At 70.1% G+C, this 19,782-nt stretch carries 16 protein-coding genes; 9 read left to right on the top strand and 7 right to left on the bottom strand.

Annotated elements, in window-relative coordinates; genetic code table 11:
- Positions 1 to 64: 64 nt before the first annotated feature.
- From lysX to F4556_RS20150, 5 genes are all read left to right on the top strand, one after another.
- Complete coding sequence (gene lysX, locus F4556_RS20170) at positions 65 to 1,636, top strand: bifunctional lysylphosphatidylglycerol synthetase/lysine--tRNA ligase LysX (protein ID WP_184918164.1); 1,572 nt, start codon at positions 65 to 67, stop codon at positions 1,634 to 1,636.
- Positions 1,637 to 1,640: 4 nt separating this feature from the next.
- Positions 1,641 to 1,790 carry a hypothetical protein gene (locus F4556_RS20165; protein WP_184918162.1) on the top strand — a complete coding sequence of 50 codons (150 nt, stop codon included), beginning with the start codon at positions 1,641 to 1,643 and terminating at the stop codon, positions 1,788 to 1,790.
- Positions 1,791 to 1,892: 102 nt separating this feature from the next.
- A complete protein-coding gene (locus F4556_RS20160) occupies positions 1,893 to 2,297 on the top strand; it encodes a BlaI/MecI/CopY family transcriptional regulator (protein WP_184918160.1) in 405 nt (134 codons plus the stop codon).
- An 18-nt stretch (positions 2,298 to 2,315) separates the two neighbouring features.
- A complete protein-coding gene (locus tag F4556_RS20155; protein ID WP_184918158.1) occupies positions 2,316 to 2,843 on the top strand; it encodes an amino-acid N-acetyltransferase in 528 nt (175 codons plus the stop codon).
- Between the two features lie 114 nt (positions 2,844 to 2,957).
- Complete coding sequence (locus F4556_RS20150) at positions 2,958 to 3,308, top strand: histone-like nucleoid-structuring protein Lsr2 (protein WP_184918156.1); 351 nt, start codon at positions 2,958 to 2,960, stop codon at positions 3,306 to 3,308.
- A 7-nt stretch (positions 3,309 to 3,315) separates the two neighbouring features.
- Here F4556_RS20150 and F4556_RS20145 read toward each other — a convergent pair whose 3' ends face one another.
- Positions 3,316 to 3,777, bottom strand: a complete 462-nt coding sequence (locus tag F4556_RS20145) for a hypothetical protein (protein ID WP_184918154.1) — start codon at positions 3,775 to 3,777, stop codon at positions 3,316 to 3,318.
- A 451-nt stretch (positions 3,778 to 4,228) separates the two neighbouring features.
- Between F4556_RS20145 and F4556_RS20140 the strand changes: the two genes are divergently transcribed.
- A complete protein-coding gene (locus F4556_RS20140) occupies positions 4,229 to 6,745 on the top strand; it encodes an ATP-dependent Clp protease ATP-binding subunit (protein ID WP_184918152.1) in 2,517 nt (838 codons plus the stop codon).
- Positions 6,746 to 7,186: 441 nt separating this feature from the next.
- Positions 7,187 to 9,472 (top strand): immune inhibitor A domain-containing protein, encoded by a 2,286-nt coding sequence (locus tag F4556_RS20135; RefSeq protein WP_184924861.1) that lies wholly within the window; start codon positions 7,187 to 7,189, stop codon positions 9,470 to 9,472.
- Positions 9,473 to 9,543: 71 nt separating this feature from the next.
- Here the strand turns inward: F4556_RS20135 and F4556_RS20130 are convergent, their stop codons facing one another.
- Positions 9,544 to 12,507, bottom strand: coding sequence for an NACHT domain-containing protein (locus tag F4556_RS20130; protein WP_184918150.1), 2,964 nt, complete (start codon positions 12,505 to 12,507; stop codon positions 9,544 to 9,546).
- A 2-nt stretch (positions 12,508 to 12,509) separates the two neighbouring features.
- Positions 12,510 to 12,818, bottom strand: a complete 309-nt coding sequence (locus F4556_RS20125; RefSeq protein ID WP_313068379.1) for a trypco2 family protein — start codon at positions 12,816 to 12,818, stop codon at positions 12,510 to 12,512.
- Positions 12,819 to 12,965: 147 nt separating this feature from the next.
- Between F4556_RS20125 and F4556_RS20120 the strand changes: the two genes are divergently transcribed.
- Positions 12,966 to 13,460, top strand: coding sequence for an SgcJ/EcaC family oxidoreductase (locus tag F4556_RS20120; protein WP_184918148.1), 495 nt, complete (start codon positions 12,966 to 12,968; stop codon positions 13,458 to 13,460).
- Here F4556_RS20120 and F4556_RS20115 read toward each other — a convergent pair.
- From F4556_RS20115 to F4556_RS20100, 4 genes are read right to left on the bottom strand one after another with little or no spacing between them, the layout of a single operon-like run.
- The gene (locus tag F4556_RS20115) at positions 13,423 to 14,820 is read right to left on the bottom strand and encodes a sensor histidine kinase (RefSeq protein WP_184918139.1); all 1,398 of its coding nucleotides are present in this window, start codon (positions 14,818 to 14,820) and stop codon (positions 13,423 to 13,425) included. The two genes, F4556_RS20120 and F4556_RS20115, sit on opposite strands and share 38 nt — an antisense overlap.
- Positions 14,817 to 15,509, bottom strand: coding sequence for a response regulator transcription factor (locus F4556_RS20110; RefSeq protein WP_184918137.1), 693 nt, complete (start codon positions 15,507 to 15,509; stop codon positions 14,817 to 14,819). Before F4556_RS20110 ends, F4556_RS20115 begins: the two co-directional genes overlap by 4 nt.
- A 54-nt stretch (positions 15,510 to 15,563) precedes the next feature.
- Positions 15,564 to 16,679 carry a threonine aldolase family protein gene (locus tag F4556_RS20105; RefSeq protein WP_184918135.1) on the bottom strand — a complete coding sequence of 372 codons (1,116 nt, stop codon included), beginning with the start codon at positions 16,677 to 16,679 and terminating at the stop codon, positions 15,564 to 15,566.
- A gap of 41 nt (positions 16,680 to 16,720) precedes the next feature.
- Positions 16,721 to 18,271: an aldehyde dehydrogenase family protein gene (locus F4556_RS20100; RefSeq protein ID WP_184918133.1), complete on the bottom strand. Its 1,551-nt coding sequence runs from the start codon at positions 18,269 to 18,271 to the stop codon at positions 16,721 to 16,723.
- A 423-nt stretch (positions 18,272 to 18,694) separates the two neighbouring features.
- Here F4556_RS20100 and F4556_RS20095 point away from each other — a divergent pair, with 423 nt between their 5' ends.
- Positions 18,695 to 19,465, top strand: a complete 771-nt coding sequence (locus F4556_RS20095) for a M23 family metallopeptidase (RefSeq protein WP_184918131.1) — start codon at positions 18,695 to 18,697, stop codon at positions 19,463 to 19,465.
- Positions 19,466 to 19,782 lie beyond the last annotated feature (317 nt).

Below are 19,782 nucleotides of genomic sequence, written 5' to 3'. Positions count from 1 at the left end.
GCACACCGCCGTTTCGCCGAGCCCACTGCCAAATCCAGTGGTAAGTGGTCGATACCCTGGTGGGGTGAGCGATCAGAACAGCATCCCCGCGACCGACGACCTTCCCGAGCAGATGCGCGTCCGGCGCGAGAAGCTGGACCGGCTCCGGGCGGCCGGCGTCGACCCGTACCCGGTCGGCTTCCCGCGCACCACCACCATCGCCGACCTGCGGGCCAAGCACCCCGACCTGGAGCCGGACGTCACCACCGGCGAGCGGGCCGGCGTGACCGGGCGCGTGGTGCTGGCCCGGACCGGCGGCAAGCTCTGCTTCGCCACCCTGCGGGACGGCTCGGGCGACCTCCAGGTGATGTTCTCCCTGGACAAGCTGGGCCCGGAGCGGCTGGCGGCCTGGAAGGCCGACATCGACCTCGGCGACCAGGTGGGCGTCGAGGGCGAGGTGATCACCTCCAAGCGCGGCGAGCTCTCGGTCCTGGTGGACCGCTGGGAGCTGACCGCCAAGTGCCTGCGCCCGCTGCCGGACAAGCACAAGGGCCTGACCGACCCGGAGGCCCGGGTCCGCCAGCGCTACGTGGACCTGATCGTGAACCCGGAGGCGCGGGAGATCCTCTACCTGCGCAGCAAGGTGGTCCGCTCGATCCGCCGCACCTACGAGGAGCGCGGCTACATCGAGGTGGAGACCCCGATGCTGCAGCCGGTGCACGGCGGCGCCAACGCCCGCCCGTTCACCACCCACATCAACGCGTACGACATCGACCTCTTCCTGCGGATCGCCCCGGAGCTGTACCTCAAGCGCCTGGTGGTCGGCGGCGCCGAGAAGGTCTTCGAGATCAACCGCAACTTCCGGAACGAGGGCGCGGACTCCACCCACAACCCGGAGTTCACCTCGCTGGAGTCGTACGAGGCGTACGGCGACTACGACACCCAGGCCGAGCTGATCCGGGCCACCATCGTGAACGCGGCCCGGGACGCGCTCGGCACCACCGTGGTGCGCGGCATCGGCCCGGACGGCGCGGAGCACGAGATCGACCTGGCCGAGCCGTGGGCCGAGGTCAGCGTCTACCCCGGCATCTCCGCGCACCTGGGCACCGAGGTCACCCCGGAGACCGGTGTGGCCGAGCTGCGCGAGCTGGCCGACAAGGCCGGCATCCCGTACGAGAAGGAGTGGGGCCACGGCCAGATCGTGCTGGAGATGGTCGAGCGGCTGCTCGAGCACCACGCGATCAAGCCGACCTTCATCAAGGACTACCCGACCGAGGTCTCCCCGCTGACCCGTCAGCACCGCTCGCTCCCGGGCGTGGCCGAGAAGTGGGACCTGGTCATCTTCGGCACCGAGATCGGCACCGCCTACTCCGAGCTGGTCGACCCGGTCGAGCAGCGGGCCCGGCTGACCGCGCAGTCGCTGCTGGCGGCCGGCGGCGACGTCGAGGCGATGCAGGTGGACGAGGACTTCCTCCGCGCGCTGGAGTACGCGATGCCGCCGACCGGTGGCCTCGGCCTCGGGGTGGACCGCCTGATCATGCTGCTGACCGGCAAGAACATCCGTGAGACGGTGCTCTTCCCGATCGTGAAGCCGACCGTCAAGGCCGCCAAGGCCGAGGCCGGTGCCGAAGATTCCGCAGATTCCGAAGAGGAGTGACCTGGTGGACTACATCAGTGCGATCGTGCCCCCGCTGGTGATGGCGATCGGCTTCGGCTTCCTGGTGCGGGCGATCATCCGCTCCCAGGGCGGCGCCCAGCGCGCCAAGGAGGACGCCGCGGCCGATCTGCTGGCGACCCGGAACGCCGAATAGCGCGAACCCGCTGACGCGCCGTCACTCCTTGGGGGTGGCGGCGCGCCGGTTTGCGCCGAAACAGCAAATTTTGTCCGGAACACTCCCTATCCTGGCCGGACTATGGTGCGCCAACTCGGAGAACTCGAGAACGACATCATGACCAGGGTCTGGCAGTGGAACCGCCCGGTCACGGTTCGCGAGGTTCTGCAGGATCTGCAGTCGGAACGTGAAATCGCGTACACCACCGTCATGACGGTGCTCGACAAGCTCTTCAGAAAGGGCTGGCTCCGGCGCGAGCAGGTCGGTCGCGCCTATGTTTATGAGCCGGTCTCGTCCCGCGAGGCATACACCGCGGCCCTCATGAACGATGCCTGGGCCACCAGTGACAATCCGGCCGCGGCACTGGTCCACTTCTTCGGGCTGATGTCCCCCGAGCAACGCGAGGCACTCCGGGACGCCCTCCGGGTCACCGCGCCGGCGCCCGCCGATAGCGAAGTCGATACCGGGGAGACCGGAAGCACCTGAGCACGATAGCGTCCCGCCATGGAGGTCACCATCCGCCGGGCGCGGACCAGCGATGTGCGTGCAGTGCGGCGGCTCATCGACGGCTACTCGCGGGACGGCATTCTGCTCGACAAGCCCACCGTGACACTGTTCGAATCCGTACAGGAGTTCTGGGTCGCCGAACGCGACGACACCGGCCTGGTGGTCGCCTGCGGCGCACTGCACGTGATGTGGGAAGACCTGGCCGAGGTCCGCACGCTGGCCGTCGACCCGTCCTGCCGTGGCCTGGGCGTCGGCCACCTGCTGCTGGACAAGCTGGTGCACACCGCCCGCTGGCTGGGTGTCCGTCGGATTTTCTGCTTGACGTTCGAGGTCCCGTTCTTCGCGAAACACGGTTTCGTCGAGATCGGCGAAACCGATGATGATACGTCAGACCCGGCGGCGATCGCTACGGATGTCTATGAGGAGCTTCTACGTTCGTACGACGAAGGTGTCGCGGAGTTCCTCGACCTGGAGCGGGTGAAGCCCAACACGCTGGGCAACTCAAGGATGCTGCTGCGGCTCTGAACACCGGGGGAACACCTCGGCCGACACCTTCGGAGCAGCCAGGGGTTTGTGTTTTCACGGAAAAGACGCTTTCCTTTCTCTAGGCAATGGGTCGTTTAGCGGAAAGGGAAGCCCGTGGCACAGAGGGTGCAGGTCATTCTTGAAGACGATCTCGACGGCGGCTCGGCGGACGAGACCGTGACGTTCGCCCTGGACGGCGTGGCCTACGAGATCGACCTGAAGAGCGCGAACGCGGACAAGCTGCGCGGGCTGCTGGCCCCGTACGTCGACAAGGGCCGCAAGCAGAGCGGCCGGCTGGCCGGGGCCCGTCGGGGCACCGCCCGCGGCGCGGGCCGCCCGGCGGCGGGTGCGCCGGACACCGCGAAGATCCGCGCGTGGGCCAAGGAGAACGGGTTCGAGGTCAACGACCGCGGCCGCGTCCCGAGCAACGTGCGCGAGGCGTACGAGGCGGCCAACCCGTCCTGACCCGGGGTCAGCGGGCCGGTGCCAGCCCCATCAGGTCACGGGCGCAGGCATCGGCCAGGCAGTCGAGCAGTCGCAGCAGATCGGGCGAGCGCAGGTCCAGTCCGGTGCCGGTACCGGCCGGACGCAGCCAGACCGCCGACCGGTCATCGGGGCGTGGAGGAGCCTCCTCCGCGCCCCGCGGCCGTGGCACCCGGGCCGGTTCGGCCGCCCGGGCGGTGAGGCCGAGCCTCAGCTCGGCGCCCCAGCCCAGCCAGTGCAGCAGCTCCGGCACCGCCTCCGCGGTGTCCGGCGCCAGCAGGAAGGCGACCCGGTCACCCCGGGCCACCACCGGCCCCGAAGGCCGCCCCAGGCGGTCCAGCCGGGCGAGCGACGCCAGCCCGACCGGGCGGCGCACCTCGACCCGGTCGGAGTCCAGCAGCGCGGTGAGCGGGACGGGGCGGAGCCCGGTCCGGCTCGACGGAACCGTCATGGGCTGTGCAACGCTGGAGGGGCGAAGCGGTCACGCGGCCACCACCTGAACGGCCGCGCGCCCGGTCTGATCCACCGTCAGCCACGGTGGACTTCTCGCCAGGCGAACACCGCCACCGGGGAAACTGCGCGAAACTCGCCGGAATACCGGGTATGAATGCAGGTGGGTGGGGCCGAAGGCCCCGGCCGAGCAGATCGCGAGACCAGCTGTCCGAGTCCTCGGTGGGCGTTGTTCGCCGATGGCGTAGCGGTATCGGGTGCATCAGGCCCTGCTGTGGGAACACCGTCTCCCAGCATCAGGTTGGGAATGGTGTCGGCTGGTCGCGCAGCATGAAAGGCTCCACGCAGGTGGAGTTGATCCGTGAGCCGCGCCGCTGAGCGGGACTAGCATGCGGAAGGACAGGGCGGGGACAGTCCCCGAACTGCCCGACCGCTCTGAGGAGCGATAAACGATGTTCGAGAGGTTCACCGACCGCGCGCGGCGGGTTGTCGTCCTGGCTCAGGAAGAAGCCCGGATGCTCAACCACAACTACATCGGCACCGAGCACATCCTCCTGGGCCTGATCCACGAGGGCGAGGGTGTCGCCGCCAAGGCCCTGGAGAGCCTCGGGATCTCTCTTGAGGCCGTCCGCCAGCAGGTCGAAGAGATCATCGGTCAGGGCCAGCAGGCCCCGTCCGGCCACATTCCCTTCACACCTCGGGCGAAGAAGGTCCTGGAGCTGTCGCTCCGCGAGGCCCTTCAGCTCGGCCACAACTACATCGGCACCGAGCACATCCTGCTCGGCCTCATCCGCGAGGGCGAGGGCGTCGCCGCCCAGGTCCTGGTGAAGCTGGGTGCCGACCTCAACCGGGTGCGTCAGCAGGTCATCCAGCTGCTCTCCGGTTACCAGGGCACCGGCAAGGAGTCGGCCACGGCCGGCGGCCCCGCCGAGGGCACCCCCTCCACCTCGCTGGTCCTGGACCAGTTCGGGCGCAACCTCACCCAGGCCGCCCGCGAGGCCAAGCTCGACCCGGTGATCGGGCGCGAGAAGGAGATCGAGCGGGTCATGCAGGTGCTGTCCCGCCGCACCAAGAACAACCCCGTGCTGATCGGTGAGCCCGGCGTCGGCAAGACCGCCGTGGTCGAGGGCCTGGCCCAGGCGATCGTCAAGGGTGAGGTCCCGGAGACGCTGAAGGACAAGCAGCTCTACACGCTCGACCTCGGCGCGCTGGTCGCGGGCTCCCGCTACCGCGGTGACTTCGAGGAGCGCCTGAAGAAGGTGCTCAAGGAGATCCGCACCCGCGGCGACATCATCCTGTTCATCGACGAGCTGCACACCCTGGTCGGCGCGGGCGCCGCCGAGGGTGCGATCGACGCGGCCTCGATCCTGAAGCCGATGCTGGCCCGCGGTGAGCTCCAGACCATCGGTGCCACCACGCTCGACGAGTACCGCAAGCACCTGGAGAAGGACGCCGCGCTGGAGCGCCGCTTCCAGCCGATCCAGGTCGCGGAGCCGTCGCTGCCGCACACCATCGAGATCCTCAAGGGTCTGCGCGACCGCTACGAGGCGCACCACCGGGTGTCCATCACCGATGCCGCGCTGGTCGCCGCCGCCACCCTGGCCGACCGCTACATCTCGGACCGCTTCCTGCCGGACAAGGCGATCGACCTGATCGACGAGGCCGGTTCCCGGATGCGCATCCGCCGGATGACCGCGCCGCCGGACCTGCGCGAGTTCGACGAGAAGATCGCCGACGTGCGCCGGGAGAAGGAGAGCGCGATCGACGCGCAGGACTTCGAGAAGGCCGCCTCGCTGCGCGACGACGAGAAGCAGCTCCTCACCGCGAAGGCGAAGCGGGAGAAGGAGTGGAAGGCCGGCGACATGGACGTCGTCGCCGAGGTGGACGAGGAGCTGATCGCGGAGGTCCTGGCCACCGCCACCGGCATCCCGGTCTTCAAGCTCACCGAGGAGGAGTCCTCGCGGCTGCTGCGCATGGAGGACGAGCTGCACAAGCGCGTCATCGGCCAGACGGACGCCATCAAGGCGCTCTCGAAGGCGATCCGGCGTACCCGTGCGGGCCTCAAGGACCCGAAGCGTCCCGGCGGTTCGTTCATCTTCGCCGGTCCGTCCGGTGTCGGTAAGACCGAGCTCTCCAAGACGCTGGCGCAGTTCCTGTTCGGCGACGAGGACGCGCTGATCTCCCTCGACATGTCGGAGTTCAGCGAGAAGCACACCGTCTCGCGGCTGTTCGGCTCGCCCCCCGGCTACGTCGGGTACGAGGAGGGCGGCCAGCTCACCGAGAAGGTGCGCCGCAAGCCGTTCTCGGTCGTGCTCTTCGACGAGGTCGAGAAGGCCCACCCGGACATCTTCAACTCGCTGCTGCAGATCCTGGAGGACGGTCGACTGACCGATTCCCAGGGTCGAGTTGTCGACTTCAAGAACACCGTCATCATCATGACGACCAACCTCGGCACCCGGGACATCTCCAAGGGCTTCAACCTCGGCTTCGCGGCCACGGGTGACGCCACCACCGGGTACGAGCGGATGAAGGCAAAGGTCAGCGAGGAGCTCAAGCAGCACTTCCGGCCCGAGTTCCTGAACCGTGTCGACGACATCGTGGTCTTCCACCAGCTGTCCGAGGAAGACATCATCCAGATCGTCGACCTGATGATCGACAAGGTGGACGGCCGGCTCAAGGACCGCGACATGGGTCTCGAGCTCAGCATCGACGCCAAGAAGCTGCTGGCCAAGCGTGGTTACGACCCGCTGCTGGGTGCGCGTCCGCTGCGTCGCACCATCCAGCGCGAGATCGAGGACCACCTGTCGGAGAAGATCCTCTTCGGCGAGCTGCGGGCCGGCCACATCGTGGTCGTCGGGGTCGAGGGTGAGGGCAAGGAAGCCAAGTTCACCTTCCGCGGCGAGGAGAAGTCGCCGGTGGCGGACTCTCCCGCGGCGGTCGCCTCGGCCGGTCCCGATCTGACCAAGTAACAGCACCGGAGAACGACGCCGGCTCCGAAAAGGGCCCCCGCACTGGCCATAGCGCCAGGGCGGGGGCCCTTTCGCTGTGCCCGCCCCGTTCATCTCCAGGTCACAATTCCTGTGATGAACCGCACGGTACTCCCCGCCGTTCGACGGATGGTCATGGTGGTTCGGATGCGATGGAGGCGCCCAGCGCGCGGTTCTGTCCCGACATTTGACGGATGATCAGGCGATAGGAGCGGCGGAGCATAGCGCCGTGGCCATGTCATGGTCAAGGTCTTTCTTTTTTGCTCACCCTTGGATCAAATGTCGTCCACCTGTCTTTCATTGGTTCACCGGCGGGGCCAAGAGCTCGGCCGGTATGGGGAGGACGTCACCACGTTGAAGATATCCAAGAAGGCCGCTGCGGCGACCGCTGCCGTTGCGGTAATCGCCGCTCTCGGCGCGGGAATGCTGCCGGCTACGGCTACCGCCGCGCCGGTCACGGTCACGAACGACCCGGCCGACGCCGTGCTGAACTCGCACGACGACCACAACCTGCCGGGCCCGCTGAGCGGCAAGATGGAGGCCCAGCAGAAGGCCGCCGTCGAGCAGCTGCTGAGCGGTAACGCGAAGGTCGAGACCCACGGCGGCAGCACCAGCATCAAGCTGGGCCGCGACAAGTTCGTCGAGCTCGCCCGCGAGCGCACGGACAAGATCTTCACCATCCTGGTCGAGTTCAGCGACCAGGTGGACAACACCACCAAGCTGCCCGACGGCACGGTGAAGTACGGTGGCCAGCCCGGCCCGCTGCGCAACCAGATCGCGCAGCCGGACCGGACGAAGGACAACTCCACGGACTGGCGCGCGGACTACAACCGCGAGCACTACCAGGACATGTACTTCAGCACCACCAAGGACTCGCTCAAGACCTACTACGAGCGTCAGTCCTCCGGCCGTTACTCGGTCGACGGTCAGGTCACCGACTGGGTCAAGGTGCCGTGGAACGAGGCCCGTTACGGCTCGGACTACTGCAAGCAGCACGTCTGCAACAACGCCCAGGACCTGATCCGTGACGGCATCAACGCCTGGGTCGCCGACCAGAAGGCCAAGGGCCAGACGGACGAGCAGATCAAGGCGCAGATCGCCCAGTACGACCAGTGGGACCGGTACGACTACGACCACGACGGCAACTTCAACGAGCCCGACGGTTACATCGACCACTTCCAGATCGTGCACGCCGGTGAGGACCAGTCCGCCGGTGGCGGCGTCCAGGGCACCGACGCGCTCTGGGCCCACCGCTCGTACGTCTACGGCAGCCTGGCCGGCCAGGCCGGCCCGGCTTCCAACAAGCTGGGTGGCACCCCGGTCGGCGGCACCGGCATCTGGGCCGGTGACTACACCATGCAGGCCGAGAACGGTGGCCTCGGTGTGTTCGCGCACGAGTACGGCCACGACCTCGGTCTGCCGGACCTGTACGACACCTCGGGCAGCGGGATCGACAACTCGGTCGGCTTCTGGTCGCTGATGTCGTCGGGTTCCTGGCTGGGCACCGGCAAGGAAAGCATCGGCAACAAGCCGGCCGACCTCGACGCCTGGAGCAAGCTGCAGCTCGGCTGGCTCAAGTACGAGAAGGGCGCCGCGGGCAAGTACTCCGCGCACCTGCTCGGCCCGGCGGAGTACAACACCAAGCGCCCGCAGGCGCTGGTGGTCGACCTGCCCAAGAAGACCGTCACCACCGAGATCAACACCCCGTTCGAGGGTGCCGGCGAGTGGTGGGGCGGCAGCGCCGACGACCTGAACGTCTCGCTGACCCGCGACGTCGACCTGACCGGCAAGACCTCGGCCAGCCTGTCGGCCAAGGGCTGGTACGACATCGAGCAGGACTACGACTACGGCTACGCCGAGGTCTCGACCGACGGTGGCGCCAACTGGACCGCCCTCAACGGCACGTTCAACGGCACCGCCATCCCGGCCGACCCGGCCGGCAAGGCCGGTCTGACCGGTAGCTCGGACGGCAAGTGGGGCGACCTGTCCTACTCGCTGGACGCCTACGCCGGCAAGGCCGTCAAGGTCCGCTTCCACTACACCACCGACGGTGGCGTGCACCTCAAGGGCCTGGCCCTCGACAACATCGTGGTCAGCGCGAACGGTGCCCCGATCTTCACCGACAACGTGGAGAACGGCGACAACGGCTGGGCCTCGGCCGGCTTCACCCGGTTCAGCGGCAAGTTCTCGAAGGACTACGACCAGCACTACCTGGTCGAGAACCGTCAGTACGTCTCGTACGACGAGACCCTCAAGACCGGCCCGTACGTCTTCGGTTCGGCCGCCAAGCCCGACTGGGTGGAGCACTACGCCAACCAGAACGGCCTCCTGATCTGGCTGTGGGACAAGTCGCAGAGCGACAACAACGTCACCAACCACCCGGGCCAGGGCCTGATCCTGCCGGTGGACTCGCACCCCGAGACCCTCAAGTGGGCCGACGGCACGCTGCTCCGCCCGCGCCTTCAGGGCTACGACTCGACCTTCGGGTTCGAGCGCACCGACGGCCTGAAGCTCCACAAGGCCGACGTGCTGACCACCATCCCGTCCTCGCGGGGCGTCAGCTCGTTCAACGACGCGAAGAACAAGTACTGGTCCGAGGAGAACAAGTACAGCAGCGTCCAGGTGCCCAACACCAACACCGCGATCTCGGTCCTCTACGAGAGCTGGAACAAGCTCGAGACCCTGGTCCTGGTCAGCCCCGGCAAGTGAGCCGTCGACTGACTTGGTGAGTACGTGACTTCGGCCCCGCCGGGAGTGATCCCGGCGGGGCCGAATTGCGTTCAGCTGACGAAGAGCCGGTCGGGTTCGAAGTACTCGCGGCCTTGGATCTGCACATCCGAGCCAGCCTGGACATGCACGAAGAGCTCGGCGTGGTGCCGGAGCTTCCGGAGGTCCAGGCTCGGACCGACCGGGAAGAGAGTCAACTCGCGCAGCCAGGGGAAGGTCTTGATGTCGGTCAGCTGCTCGACATAGCCGAGCAACCACAGCTCTTTCACCTGCGGGAACGACATCCCGCTCGGGACGAGGGTCAGCTGGTCTGCGACGACGCACAGCCGAGTGATACCACCGACGACCTGCCAGATCCCTGGGTCCGGCTCCCAGCTGTAGCAGTGGAGGGTCCGGATCGAGGTGCCGACGATCACGCTCAGGTCGTGGCCTGTGCTGCCGATCTGAAGCTCCGTCAACTCCGGCCACGTGGTGATCGGCGTGAGATCGACGCCCTCCCCCGTAATGAGGACCCTTGGTGCCCGCCGCTCGGCGAGCGTCACGAGCTGGGCCGACGTTTCGGCCTGCAGCACCTCTTCTGCCGGGTCGATGTGATCGAGCACCGAGCTCACGAAGTCGGCGTGGTCGAAGTTCGACCACTGGTCCATGACCTCACCGACGACCGGCACACCGGCGGTGACCAGCTCGCCCAGCAGCGCCAGTGCGTCGGCGGTCCCCAGCGGTCCGACCGTGCGGACCACTTGGGCCTCGTCCAGGCCGACCCCTTCGGCGAGCAGCTGCCGCAACACCCCGACCAGGTCCTCACCGACCAGCCTCCACACCCCGGGCACCAGCAGCCCCGGCTGACGGGACAGGTGGCCGTGCAGTCGACCCAGCACAGCAGCCCTGACCTCTCCGTCGAGCTCCTGGGCATAGGGCAGGCATTGCCCGGCGGTCAGATGGCTCCCCAGTGCACCCAGCTCCTCGGCTCGGTCGCCCGCCTCGATCAGGCGACGGAGCAGCTCGGCCCGTTCCCGGGGGCCGGCGTGACCCACCGTCATCCGGATCACGTCCTGCCAGCTCTCCTCCCTGGCCATCGCCGTGAGCAGGCCGAAGTCGCCCTGTTCGCGGAACTCCAGGGCGGCCAGGTAGTCCTGGAAGGTGCGGTGGATGAACTGGAAGGTGTCCGTGCTGGTCTCGGCCAGCAGTCCGCTGCGGTTCAGCAGATGGGTGTACACCTGCTCGGCGTCGCCCTGCCTGGCCAGGGCCGGGAGGCTAGCCAGTGCGGCGTCGATCTGCCGGATCGCCGTGGCGCGCTCGCCCTCCACCTGGTTGTTGCGCACCAACCAGTGCGCGATCCGCCGCAGCAGAGCCAGCTGCTCCGACTCGGACGGCTTCAACTTCTCGATGGCGGTGACCTGTTTGGCGTCGTCGCGCTTAACCAGCAGCATCGACAGCGCGTCCCGGTAGATCTCCATCCGGTGGCTGGGCAGCGCACCGTCGGACTCCCGGTTCAGAGCGCAGACCATCGCACACAGCAGCGGACTGTCGGTGATCTGGGCCAGGTCGTCCGACTGCTCCAGCGTCCGCATCAGCCCGCTCTCCAGGTCGGTCAACTCCTGGCGCCAGCGAGCCAGTTCCTGGGGCGTGTGGGTGCCCGCGGTGACCTCGGCGAGGATCGCCCCGTGCCAGCGTCCGATGAACCGGCGTCGGTGCTCCTCCCCCATCGGGCTGAGCGCCAGCTCCTGGAAGTCCAGGTGGGTCAGCCAGCCAGGCTCGACCGCCGAGGGGCGGACCGTGGCCAGCGTCCAGACCTTCGGGTAGCGGTCCAGTAGTCGCTCCAACCACTCCAGGATCTGCCGCCGTTGGGCCTCCGACACCTCGTCCAGTCCGTCCACCAGGAGCATCCCCCGGTCGCCGCTCAGCACCCGGCCGACCCAGCCGATCGGCTTCTGCTCGGCACACAACCGGCCGTCCAGGGCGACGAGTTGCTCGGGCATTGGGTTGAAGTTTCCCTGCCGGGCGAGCTTCCGTACCTGCAGCACCAGCGGCACCCGGTGGTTCAGCTCCGCCAGCTCCTCCCCCAGCGTGCCCGCGACTGCGCCGGTGGCCAGCCACTGGACCAGGGTGGTCTTCCCGGAGCCGGCCTGCCCGCGCAGCAGCACCCGCCGCTTGCCGCGCAGCATCTCGGGCACCTGCTGCGGCCCCTGCCGGCCGTCGAGCGAACCGGACGGCCGCCGCCCGCGCTCCGCCAGCTCGATGGCCTGCAGCGTCAGGTACCCCGCGTCCAGCCCCCAGCCCCGGCGGCCCTGGCCGTGGGCCTTGCTCAGGCCGAAGATCCGGATCCGGCCGTAGTCCGCCTGGATCGACTCGGCGTACTCGCGCTCGAAGTCGGTGTCGGCGATCTCCTGGGCCGAGATTCCCTCCAGCCTCGGCGGTCCGCCGAGTTGGTCGCTCAGGTGGAAGGCGAAGCCGGGCGCCGCCAGCAATGCGGCGGCGGGCAGCACATCGAGTTGCGAACTGCCCCAGGCGCCGGGGTTGTGGTCGCGCAGGACCAGCCCGAGCAGTCGCTCCTGGAATAGCACCACCGCCCCGGACATCCCCGCCCATGGCGAGCCCGCGGTGGCCACCGGCGGGACCTGCTGGGCAGCGAACACCTGGCTGCCCTTGAGCAGCCCGGCATCCGGCAGCAGCGAGCCGATCACCTGGGTGCTCTCCAGCCGCCCCTCGGTGTCGCGTTCCGCCGCCGGGAAGCCGGCCAGGTGGCACCCGGCCACCGGCTCGTGCCGGTCCACCCGTCCCCACCGAACCGGCTCCAACTCACCGTTCACCAGATCGGATTCGGCGAGCAGGAGCGTCGCGTCCAGTTCGGGGTTCCGCCAGAGCACCGGACACCGGACCCATCCCACGCCGCCCGGCACGGCCACTTCGGCGTCCGCGCCCCGGGTCACGTGATCCGCCGTCAGCACCAGCCGCCGGCCGAGCAGATACCCGGTGCCCTGCGAGAGGCCGCGGACGGCCGCCACCCGGCTCGGCACGGTCAGAACCCGCCCCGGCTGCCGAGGTCGTCGTTGCCGACCTCCACGGAGCCGTCAGGGCCCTTCGGGGTGAGGGTCACGGTGATCCGGTGGGTGCGCTGGCGGGCGATGCCCGCTTCGGTGTCGGCGCTGAAGACCCAGGCCTTCACGCCGCCCTTGACCTTGGCGTCCCGCTTGAGCTCGACGCCGAACTCCACCACCACCGAGTCGACCCCGAACCGGATCGCCTCCCCCTCGCCCCGGGCCACCGCCTCGGCCAGCTGTTCGCGGACCACCTCGATCGCGTCGGCCAGCTCAATTCCCGTGTCCACAGCGCCCCCTGAAGAAGATGACCAGTCCGAAGAGCCTAGAACAGCCTTGGCAGCTCCTTGCCCCTCTCCTGGACGTCCGTTGTACGGCCGTTAACCGACCGACCGGAAAGGTGGAGACACCGAACACCAAGCCGAACAGGAGTTCTGATGAAGCGTCGGACCACCACCCTGGCCGTCATCGCCGTCGCCGTGGCCGCGGTCGGCACAGTCACCGTCGGGGTCGCCCAGGCCGGCGAGGGCAAGCGCGGCAGGGTCACCGAGCGGGAGATCGCCGCCCTGTTCGACCAGTGGAACGCCGCCCTGCAGACCGGTGATCCGGAGCGGGTCGCCGACCGGTACGCGGAGGACGCGGTACTGCTGCCCACCGCCTCGCCGAGGATCCGCACCAACCACGCGGAGATAGCCGACTACTTCGAGCACTTCCTGCTGAAGAAGCCGAAGGGCGAGAAGATCCGCTCGGTGATCAACATCCTGGACCAGGACTCGGCGATCGACGCCGGCCTCTACCGCTTCCACCTCACCGACCCGAAGACCGGCGAGACCAAGCCGGTCGAGGCGCGCTACAGCTACGAGTACGAGAAGCGCGGCGGCAAGTGGCTGATCGTCAACCACCACTCCTCGGTGCTGCCGGCCGAGGGCTGAGCCGCAGCGCCACCCGCAGGCCGATCCGGACGCACAGCCCGCCGCCGGGCGCGTCCCGCAGGGCGACCGTGCCGCCGTCGTCCGTCACCAGCTGGCGGACGATGGCGAGCCCGAGGCCCGAGCCGGAACGGCCGGTCAGGCCCTGGCCGCGCCAGAACCGGTCGAACGCGCGGGCCTGCTCGGCGGCGGACATCCCGGGGCCCCGGTCCAGGATCTCCAGCACCGCCTCCTCCCCCGCGCCGGCCGGTGCCTCCAGCCGGACGGTGATGGTGCCCCCGTCCGGCGAGACCTCCAGGGCGTTGGAGAGCACGTTGTCCAGCACCTGGTCGAGGTTGCCCGGGCCCGCCAGCACCCGCAGCCGCTCGTCGGCGTCCCCGGTCAGCACGATGGTCACCCCGCGCTCCTCGGCGGCCGGGCGCCAGACGCCCAGCCGCTCGCCGACCAGCTCGCGCAGCGCCAGCGGCTCGGGCGCGGAGACCTTCGCCTCGGCCCGGGCCAGCACCAGCAGGCCGCTCACCAGCCGGCTCATCCGGACCACCTCGGCGGTGGCCGACTCGACGTCCTCGCGGACCGACTCGTCGTCCACGCCGTCCGCGATGTTGTCCAGCGAGAGCCGCAACGCGGTGAGCGGGGTGCGCAGTTGGTGCGAGGCGTCGGCGACGAAGATCCGCTGTGAGGCGACCAGGGTGTCCAGCCGCTCGGCGCCCTGATTGAGCGTCAGGGCCAGCGTCCTGGTCTCCTCGGGGCCGGTGACCGGGGACCGTGCCGTCAGGTCGCCGTTGCTGAACCGGCTGGCCATGTCGTTGAGTTGGCGCAGCGGCCGGGTCAGCCTGCGCGCCACGATGGCGCCCAGCCCCGCCGCCACCGCCAGCACCCCGGCGGCCAGCACGGCCCGGAACCCCCAGATCCGCCAGAGCCGGTCGGTCAGGCCGGCCGTCGCGTACCGGATCTGCACCGCCCCGACGATCCGGCCCGGTACGGTCTGCGAGCGGGCGGGCACGGTGACCACCAGCTCGGGACCCCAGACCAGCCGCGACCCCCAGTCGACGGTGCTGCGGCCCTCCCCGAGGGCCAGGATCAGCGCCGGGTCGGCCGGCCGCCCGGCCCCGGCGGTGACCACCTCGACCGTGCCGGGGGTCTCGTCCGCGTACGCGCCCGCCAGCCGGTCCAGCGCCTGCCGGGCCGGGGCGTCCCCCTCGCCGTCGCCCAGCAGCAGCGCCATCGTGGTGGCCTCCCGGTGCACCGACTCCTCGGTGTCCCCGCGCAGTTGGGCGGTCAGGGTGAAGGCCACCGGTACGGTGAACGCGGCCAGCGCGACCGCCACCAGCAGCACGTAGCTGACGATCAGCCGACGGATCACTCCGGCTGTCCCGGCTGCGGAGGCTGCTCCCGGACCACCAGCCGGAAGCCGACCCCGCGCACCGCCTCGATCAGCACCGCCTCGGCCAACTTCCGGCGCAGCGCCGCCACATGGACGTCCAGCGTCTTGGTCGGCCCGAACCAGTTGGCGTCCCAGACCGCCTCCATGATCTGCTCCCGGGACATCAGCGCGCCGGGCTCCTCGGTGAGGAAGGCCAGCAGGTCGTACTCCTTCGGGGTGAGCGCCACCTCGGCCCCGGCCAGCCGGACCCGGGCCGCCTTGCGGTCGACGGTGAGCAGCGGCCCGTACCGGTCGGGGCCGCTCGGGGCCTGCTTGGGCTGCACCCGGCGCATCACCGCCCTGATCCGGGCGATCACCTCGCGCACCCCGAACGGCTTGGAGACGTAGTCGTCGGCGCCGATCTCCAGCCCGACCACCCGGTCCGTCTCGTCGCTGCGGGCGCTGATCACGATGATCGGTACGTCGCCCCCGGCCCGCAGCGCCCGGCACACGTCCAGCCCGTCGGTATCGGGCAGCCCGAGGTCGAGCAGCACCAGGTCGGGCGGCACCGACACGGTCAGCGCCGCCTGCCCGGTGGTCACCCACTCCACCTCGAAGCCGTACCTGATCAGGCCGCGCCGCAGCGACTCGGCGACCGGCCCGTCGTCCTCCACCAGCAGTACACGCACGTAGCGAACCCTAACCGCCGGTGCGCGGACCGTCCGGAGCGGACCAAGGGCCGGTCAGCGCAGCAGTTCCAGGAAGGCCGCCATCGCCTCCTCGATCTCCTCCGGCGTCCACTCCAGCGCGGCGGCCGAGACCGTGACCTCGGTCATCGAGTGCCCGGGCACCGGCCCCGGCTCGTCCCACCAGCCGAACAGGCCGACGCCTCGCTCCTCGGCCATCCGCAGGTTGGCCTCGGTCAACTGCTCGGCGCCGTACGGCAGCCAGAGCTGGAACTGGTGGGTGTGCGGCACCTCCGGGTTCACCCGCGCGCCGGGCACCTTGCGCAGCGTCTCGGCCACCACCTTGGCGTGGTCGACGTACGACTCCAGCTCGGGCAGGATCCGCTCCAGCCCGGCCAGCGCGCTGAGCGCGACCGGCCACTGCTGGAAGAGCGAGCCGCCGTACCGGTGGCGCCAGACCTTGGCCTCCCGGACGAACTCGGCCGAGCCGGCCAGCGCGGCCCCGCTGATGCCCTCCAGGGTCTTGTAGAACGAGACGTAGATCGAGTCGCCGAGGGCGGCGATCTCCGGCAGCGAGTGGCCCAGGTGGTAGACCGACTCCCAGATCCGGGCCCCGTCCAGGTGGACGTACACACCCTCCACCGCGGAGACCGCCGCGACCAGCTCGTCCCAGCTGGGCAGGATGAACCCGGCGTCCCGGAGCGGGAGTTCGAGCATCAGGGTGCCGAACTTCTCCTCGCAGTCCCGGAGTTCCTCGGGGGTGGGCACCCGGGGCTGCTCGGTCGGCCAGACCGAGGTGAGCCCGCCGAGGCGCTGGTAGGCCCGGCGCTCCCACTGCTCAGGGTGCGACAGCGGGTGCATCGCCACCGTCCGGCTGCCGCTGCGGTCGGCCCAGTATCTGAGCGCGACCTGCTGGGCCATCGTGCCGGTGGGGAAGAAGGCGGCGTCCGGCTTGCCGAGCAGGTCGGCCACCTGCTCCTCCAGGGCCCGGATCACCCCGTCGCCGTAGATGTCCTGCGCCCGGTCCAGGTCGTAGCCGGCCAGCTCCGCGTCGGCGGTCAGGGTGGCCAGCCGGTCGCGGACCGACTGCGGCCGGCTGCCGAAGAGCAGCCGACCGCAGCGGTGGAAGGCGTTGAAGCGTCGCTCGCGTGTGGTGAGCTCAGATTCGGTCATGCGAACGATCCTGCCCCACGTCGGGCGCGCCCTCCAGCCTATTAGCGCGGCGGGTAGAGCGAGTACGACGGGAAGTTGCCGTACAGCTTCTCGTCGATCCCTTCCTTCCCGTACGTCACGGCCTGGACCAGCAGGTCGCCGCCGACGAAGGCGCCCTTCCAGGAGGCGCCGAGCCCGCCGAACACCTCGTCCCGGTCGCCCCGGCTGCGCGGCTTGTTGATGCCGACCTTGAAGGCCAGCAGATCGGGCCCGACCCGGTCGGCGAAGGCGGGGTCGTCGGTGGCCAGCGAGGCGACCAGCGAGCCGTTGCCCGCGTTCATCGCGGCCAGCAGCTCGGCCTCGGTGTCGACCAGCACGATCGAGTCCAGCGGGCCGAACGGCTCGGAGTGGTGCAGCGCCCAGCTGGCGGGCGGGTCGAGCACGGCCGCCGGGGCCAGGTAGGCGTCCAGCGACTGGCCGGGCAGGAAGAGGCCGTCCGCCAGGCTGCCCCGGCGCAGCGGGACCGCCCTGGCCGCCACCGCGGCGTCGAAGTGGCCGCGCAGCTCGGCCGCCTTGGCGGCGTGGATCACCGGGCCGAAGTCGAGGTCGGGCAGCGGGTCGGCCGGGTCGGCGACGGCCAGCGGGTGGCCGAACCGGAGCTCGTCCAGCACGCCGAGGTAGGTCTCCAGGAAGGCCGGGAACAGCGACCGCTGCACCACGTAGCGCGGGTACGCGGTACAGCGCTGCTTGGCGTACTCGAAGCCCTTCTTCAGGTGCGCGCCGAGCGCCGGCCAGTCGCTGTAGTCCCAGACGCCCCAGGCGTTCAGGCCCTCCTGCTCCAGGAAGTGACGGCGGTTCAGGTCGGCCAGCGTGGTGGCGGCCTTGCGGCCGTTGGCCCGGCCGCCGACGAAGGCCAGCGCGCCCAGACCGGCCGAGCGGATCAGCGCGTCGCCGATCTGCCCGCCCATGCCAGAGAGCAGGGTGACCGGTAGCCCGGCCCGGTGCATCACCGCGTGCGCGAGGGTGAGGCAGTGGAAACCACCCTGGGAGGGGGTTTTGGCCACCACCGCGTTGCCCGCCAGCAGCTGCACCAGTTCGGCGTGCACCTGGACGCTCATCGGGTAGTTCCAGCTGGCGATGTTGGAGACCGGGCCCGGCAGCGGGGTACGGCCGGCCAGCTGCCGGTCGATCTGCTCCAGGTACCAGCGCACCCCGTCGAGCGCCCGGTCCACGTCCGCGCAGGCCAGCCGCCAGGGCTTGCCGATCTCCCAGACCAGCAGCAGGGCCAGCAGGTCGCGCTGCTCGGCCAGGCCGTCGACGGCGGCGGCCACCCGGGCCTTCCGCTCGTCCAGCGGCACCCGGGACCAGGCGGCGTGCTGCTCGATCGCGAACGCGACGGCGGCCTCGGCCTCCTCGGGGCCGATCCGGGGCGGGCCGGGGATCGCGGTGCCGTCCAGCGGCGTGCTGTGCTCGCCCGGCGTGCCGACGGCGCGCCACTCGCCGCGCACCAGGTTGAGCAGCCGGTCGGGGGTGAAGGCCTCCGGCGCGGCCCGGACGCAGCGGGCGTAGGTCTCGGTCCAGGACGTGCCGGGCTTGAGCTGTGGTGCCGCCATCGGAGTTCCTCCGGTAGGGGGGACGGGGTGGCTCGGGGCAGGGCGTACTGCGGACGCCGATCAGCCTGGCACGGCGGCGCACGAACTGGACAGCGGAAGCGCCGCGGACAGGGGTGGGGATCGGGGTGTGACCCGGCTCACGATTGCGGCCCGGCGAGGGCGGGTAGACCAGGCCCTCCGGTGGGGCTCGTCACACCCTCGGCGGCGGATACGAGGCCGGGTAGTAGATCCCGGTCGACGGGGCGGAATGCCCGTTTCGCCCGATTGGGTGCGCCGGTCGGAAGATCATTACTCCGATCGCCGGAAGTTCCTGGCCCGTACTGACTACACGCCGTAGTACGTCACACCATTTTGGGGCACCCGCGGTGACCGTTTACATCTGACTGGTCCCCCTGTTCCCGACCTACGAGGTGTCGTCGCCCGATGTCTTCCCTTCACCGCGTCACCGCCTGGGTGCGGGAACGCCGGACGGTAGTGGCCTGGAGCGGTGCCCTGACGCTGGCGGGCGGCGCCCTGCTGCTCCCCGCGACCGCCGCCGCGCAGACCGTGCTGCCGACCACCCCGGGCAGCTCGGCCTTCACCTCCGCCGCCTTCGGCAGCCCCCAGCAGGCCGCCATAGTGCAGGTGGCCGCGCCGACCCCGTACGAGCTGCCCGGCTCCGGCTCCTCGCAGGACGCGGTGGCCGTCGCGGACAACCTGGCGCCCGCCCCGGCACCGGAGCCGGCCCCCGCCCCCGCACCGGCCCCGGAGGCCGCACCCGCGCCCACCCAGGCGCCCGTCGTCGCCCCGGCCTGGTCCGCGCCGACGCCCGGCGAGCGGATCAGCAACCCGTACGGCGTGAAGAACCCCGAGTACGCCGCCGGCTATCACACCGGCGTGGACTTCGCGGTGTCCGTCGGCACCCCGCTGCTCGCGGTCGGCGACGCCACCGTGGTCTCGGCCGGGTACGACGGCGCGTACGGCAACGAGGTGGTGCTCCGGCTCTCGGACGGCCACTTCGCCGAGTACGCCCACCTGTCCGCGCTCTCGGTGCACGCCGGGCAGACCGTGACGGCGGGTCAGCAGATCGGCAAGGCGGGCACCACCGGCAACTCCACCGGACCGCACCTGCACTTCGAGATCCGCAGCGCCAACAAGTACGGCGCCGTGATCGACCCGATCGCCTTCCTCTCGGCGCGCGGCGTCACCTTCTGATCCCGCGTCACCGCGACGAGGGCCCCGTCCGACCGGACGGGGCCCTCGTGTGTGCGGAGTCGGCGGCGGGTGACGGCCCATCCGCCTGATCCGTTCCGTCCCGACGGCGGCGTGCGTCGCCGTGCCCAGGGTGTCGCTCCGCGCGGAGGCCGGGGGTCCGCCTCGGCGCTTCGGCGCCTTCCCTGGTCCGTGCCGGGGGGCGTCGCCACGGCGGAGGTTGTCCGGCAGGCGACAGCACGCCGGCCGTCGGGGGTCTCTGGGGTGAGGAGGGACCGGTCAGTTGACGCTGAGCCAGATGTGGGGCTCCAGCTCCTCGT

It is taken from the genome of Kitasatospora gansuensis (genome assembly GCF_014203705.1).
Taxonomy (GTDB): domain Bacteria; phylum Actinomycetota; class Actinomycetes; order Streptomycetales; family Streptomycetaceae; genus Kitasatospora; species Kitasatospora gansuensis.
Note: the sequence above shows the minus strand (reverse complement) of the source record. Positions and strands in the feature narration are given on the sequence as shown.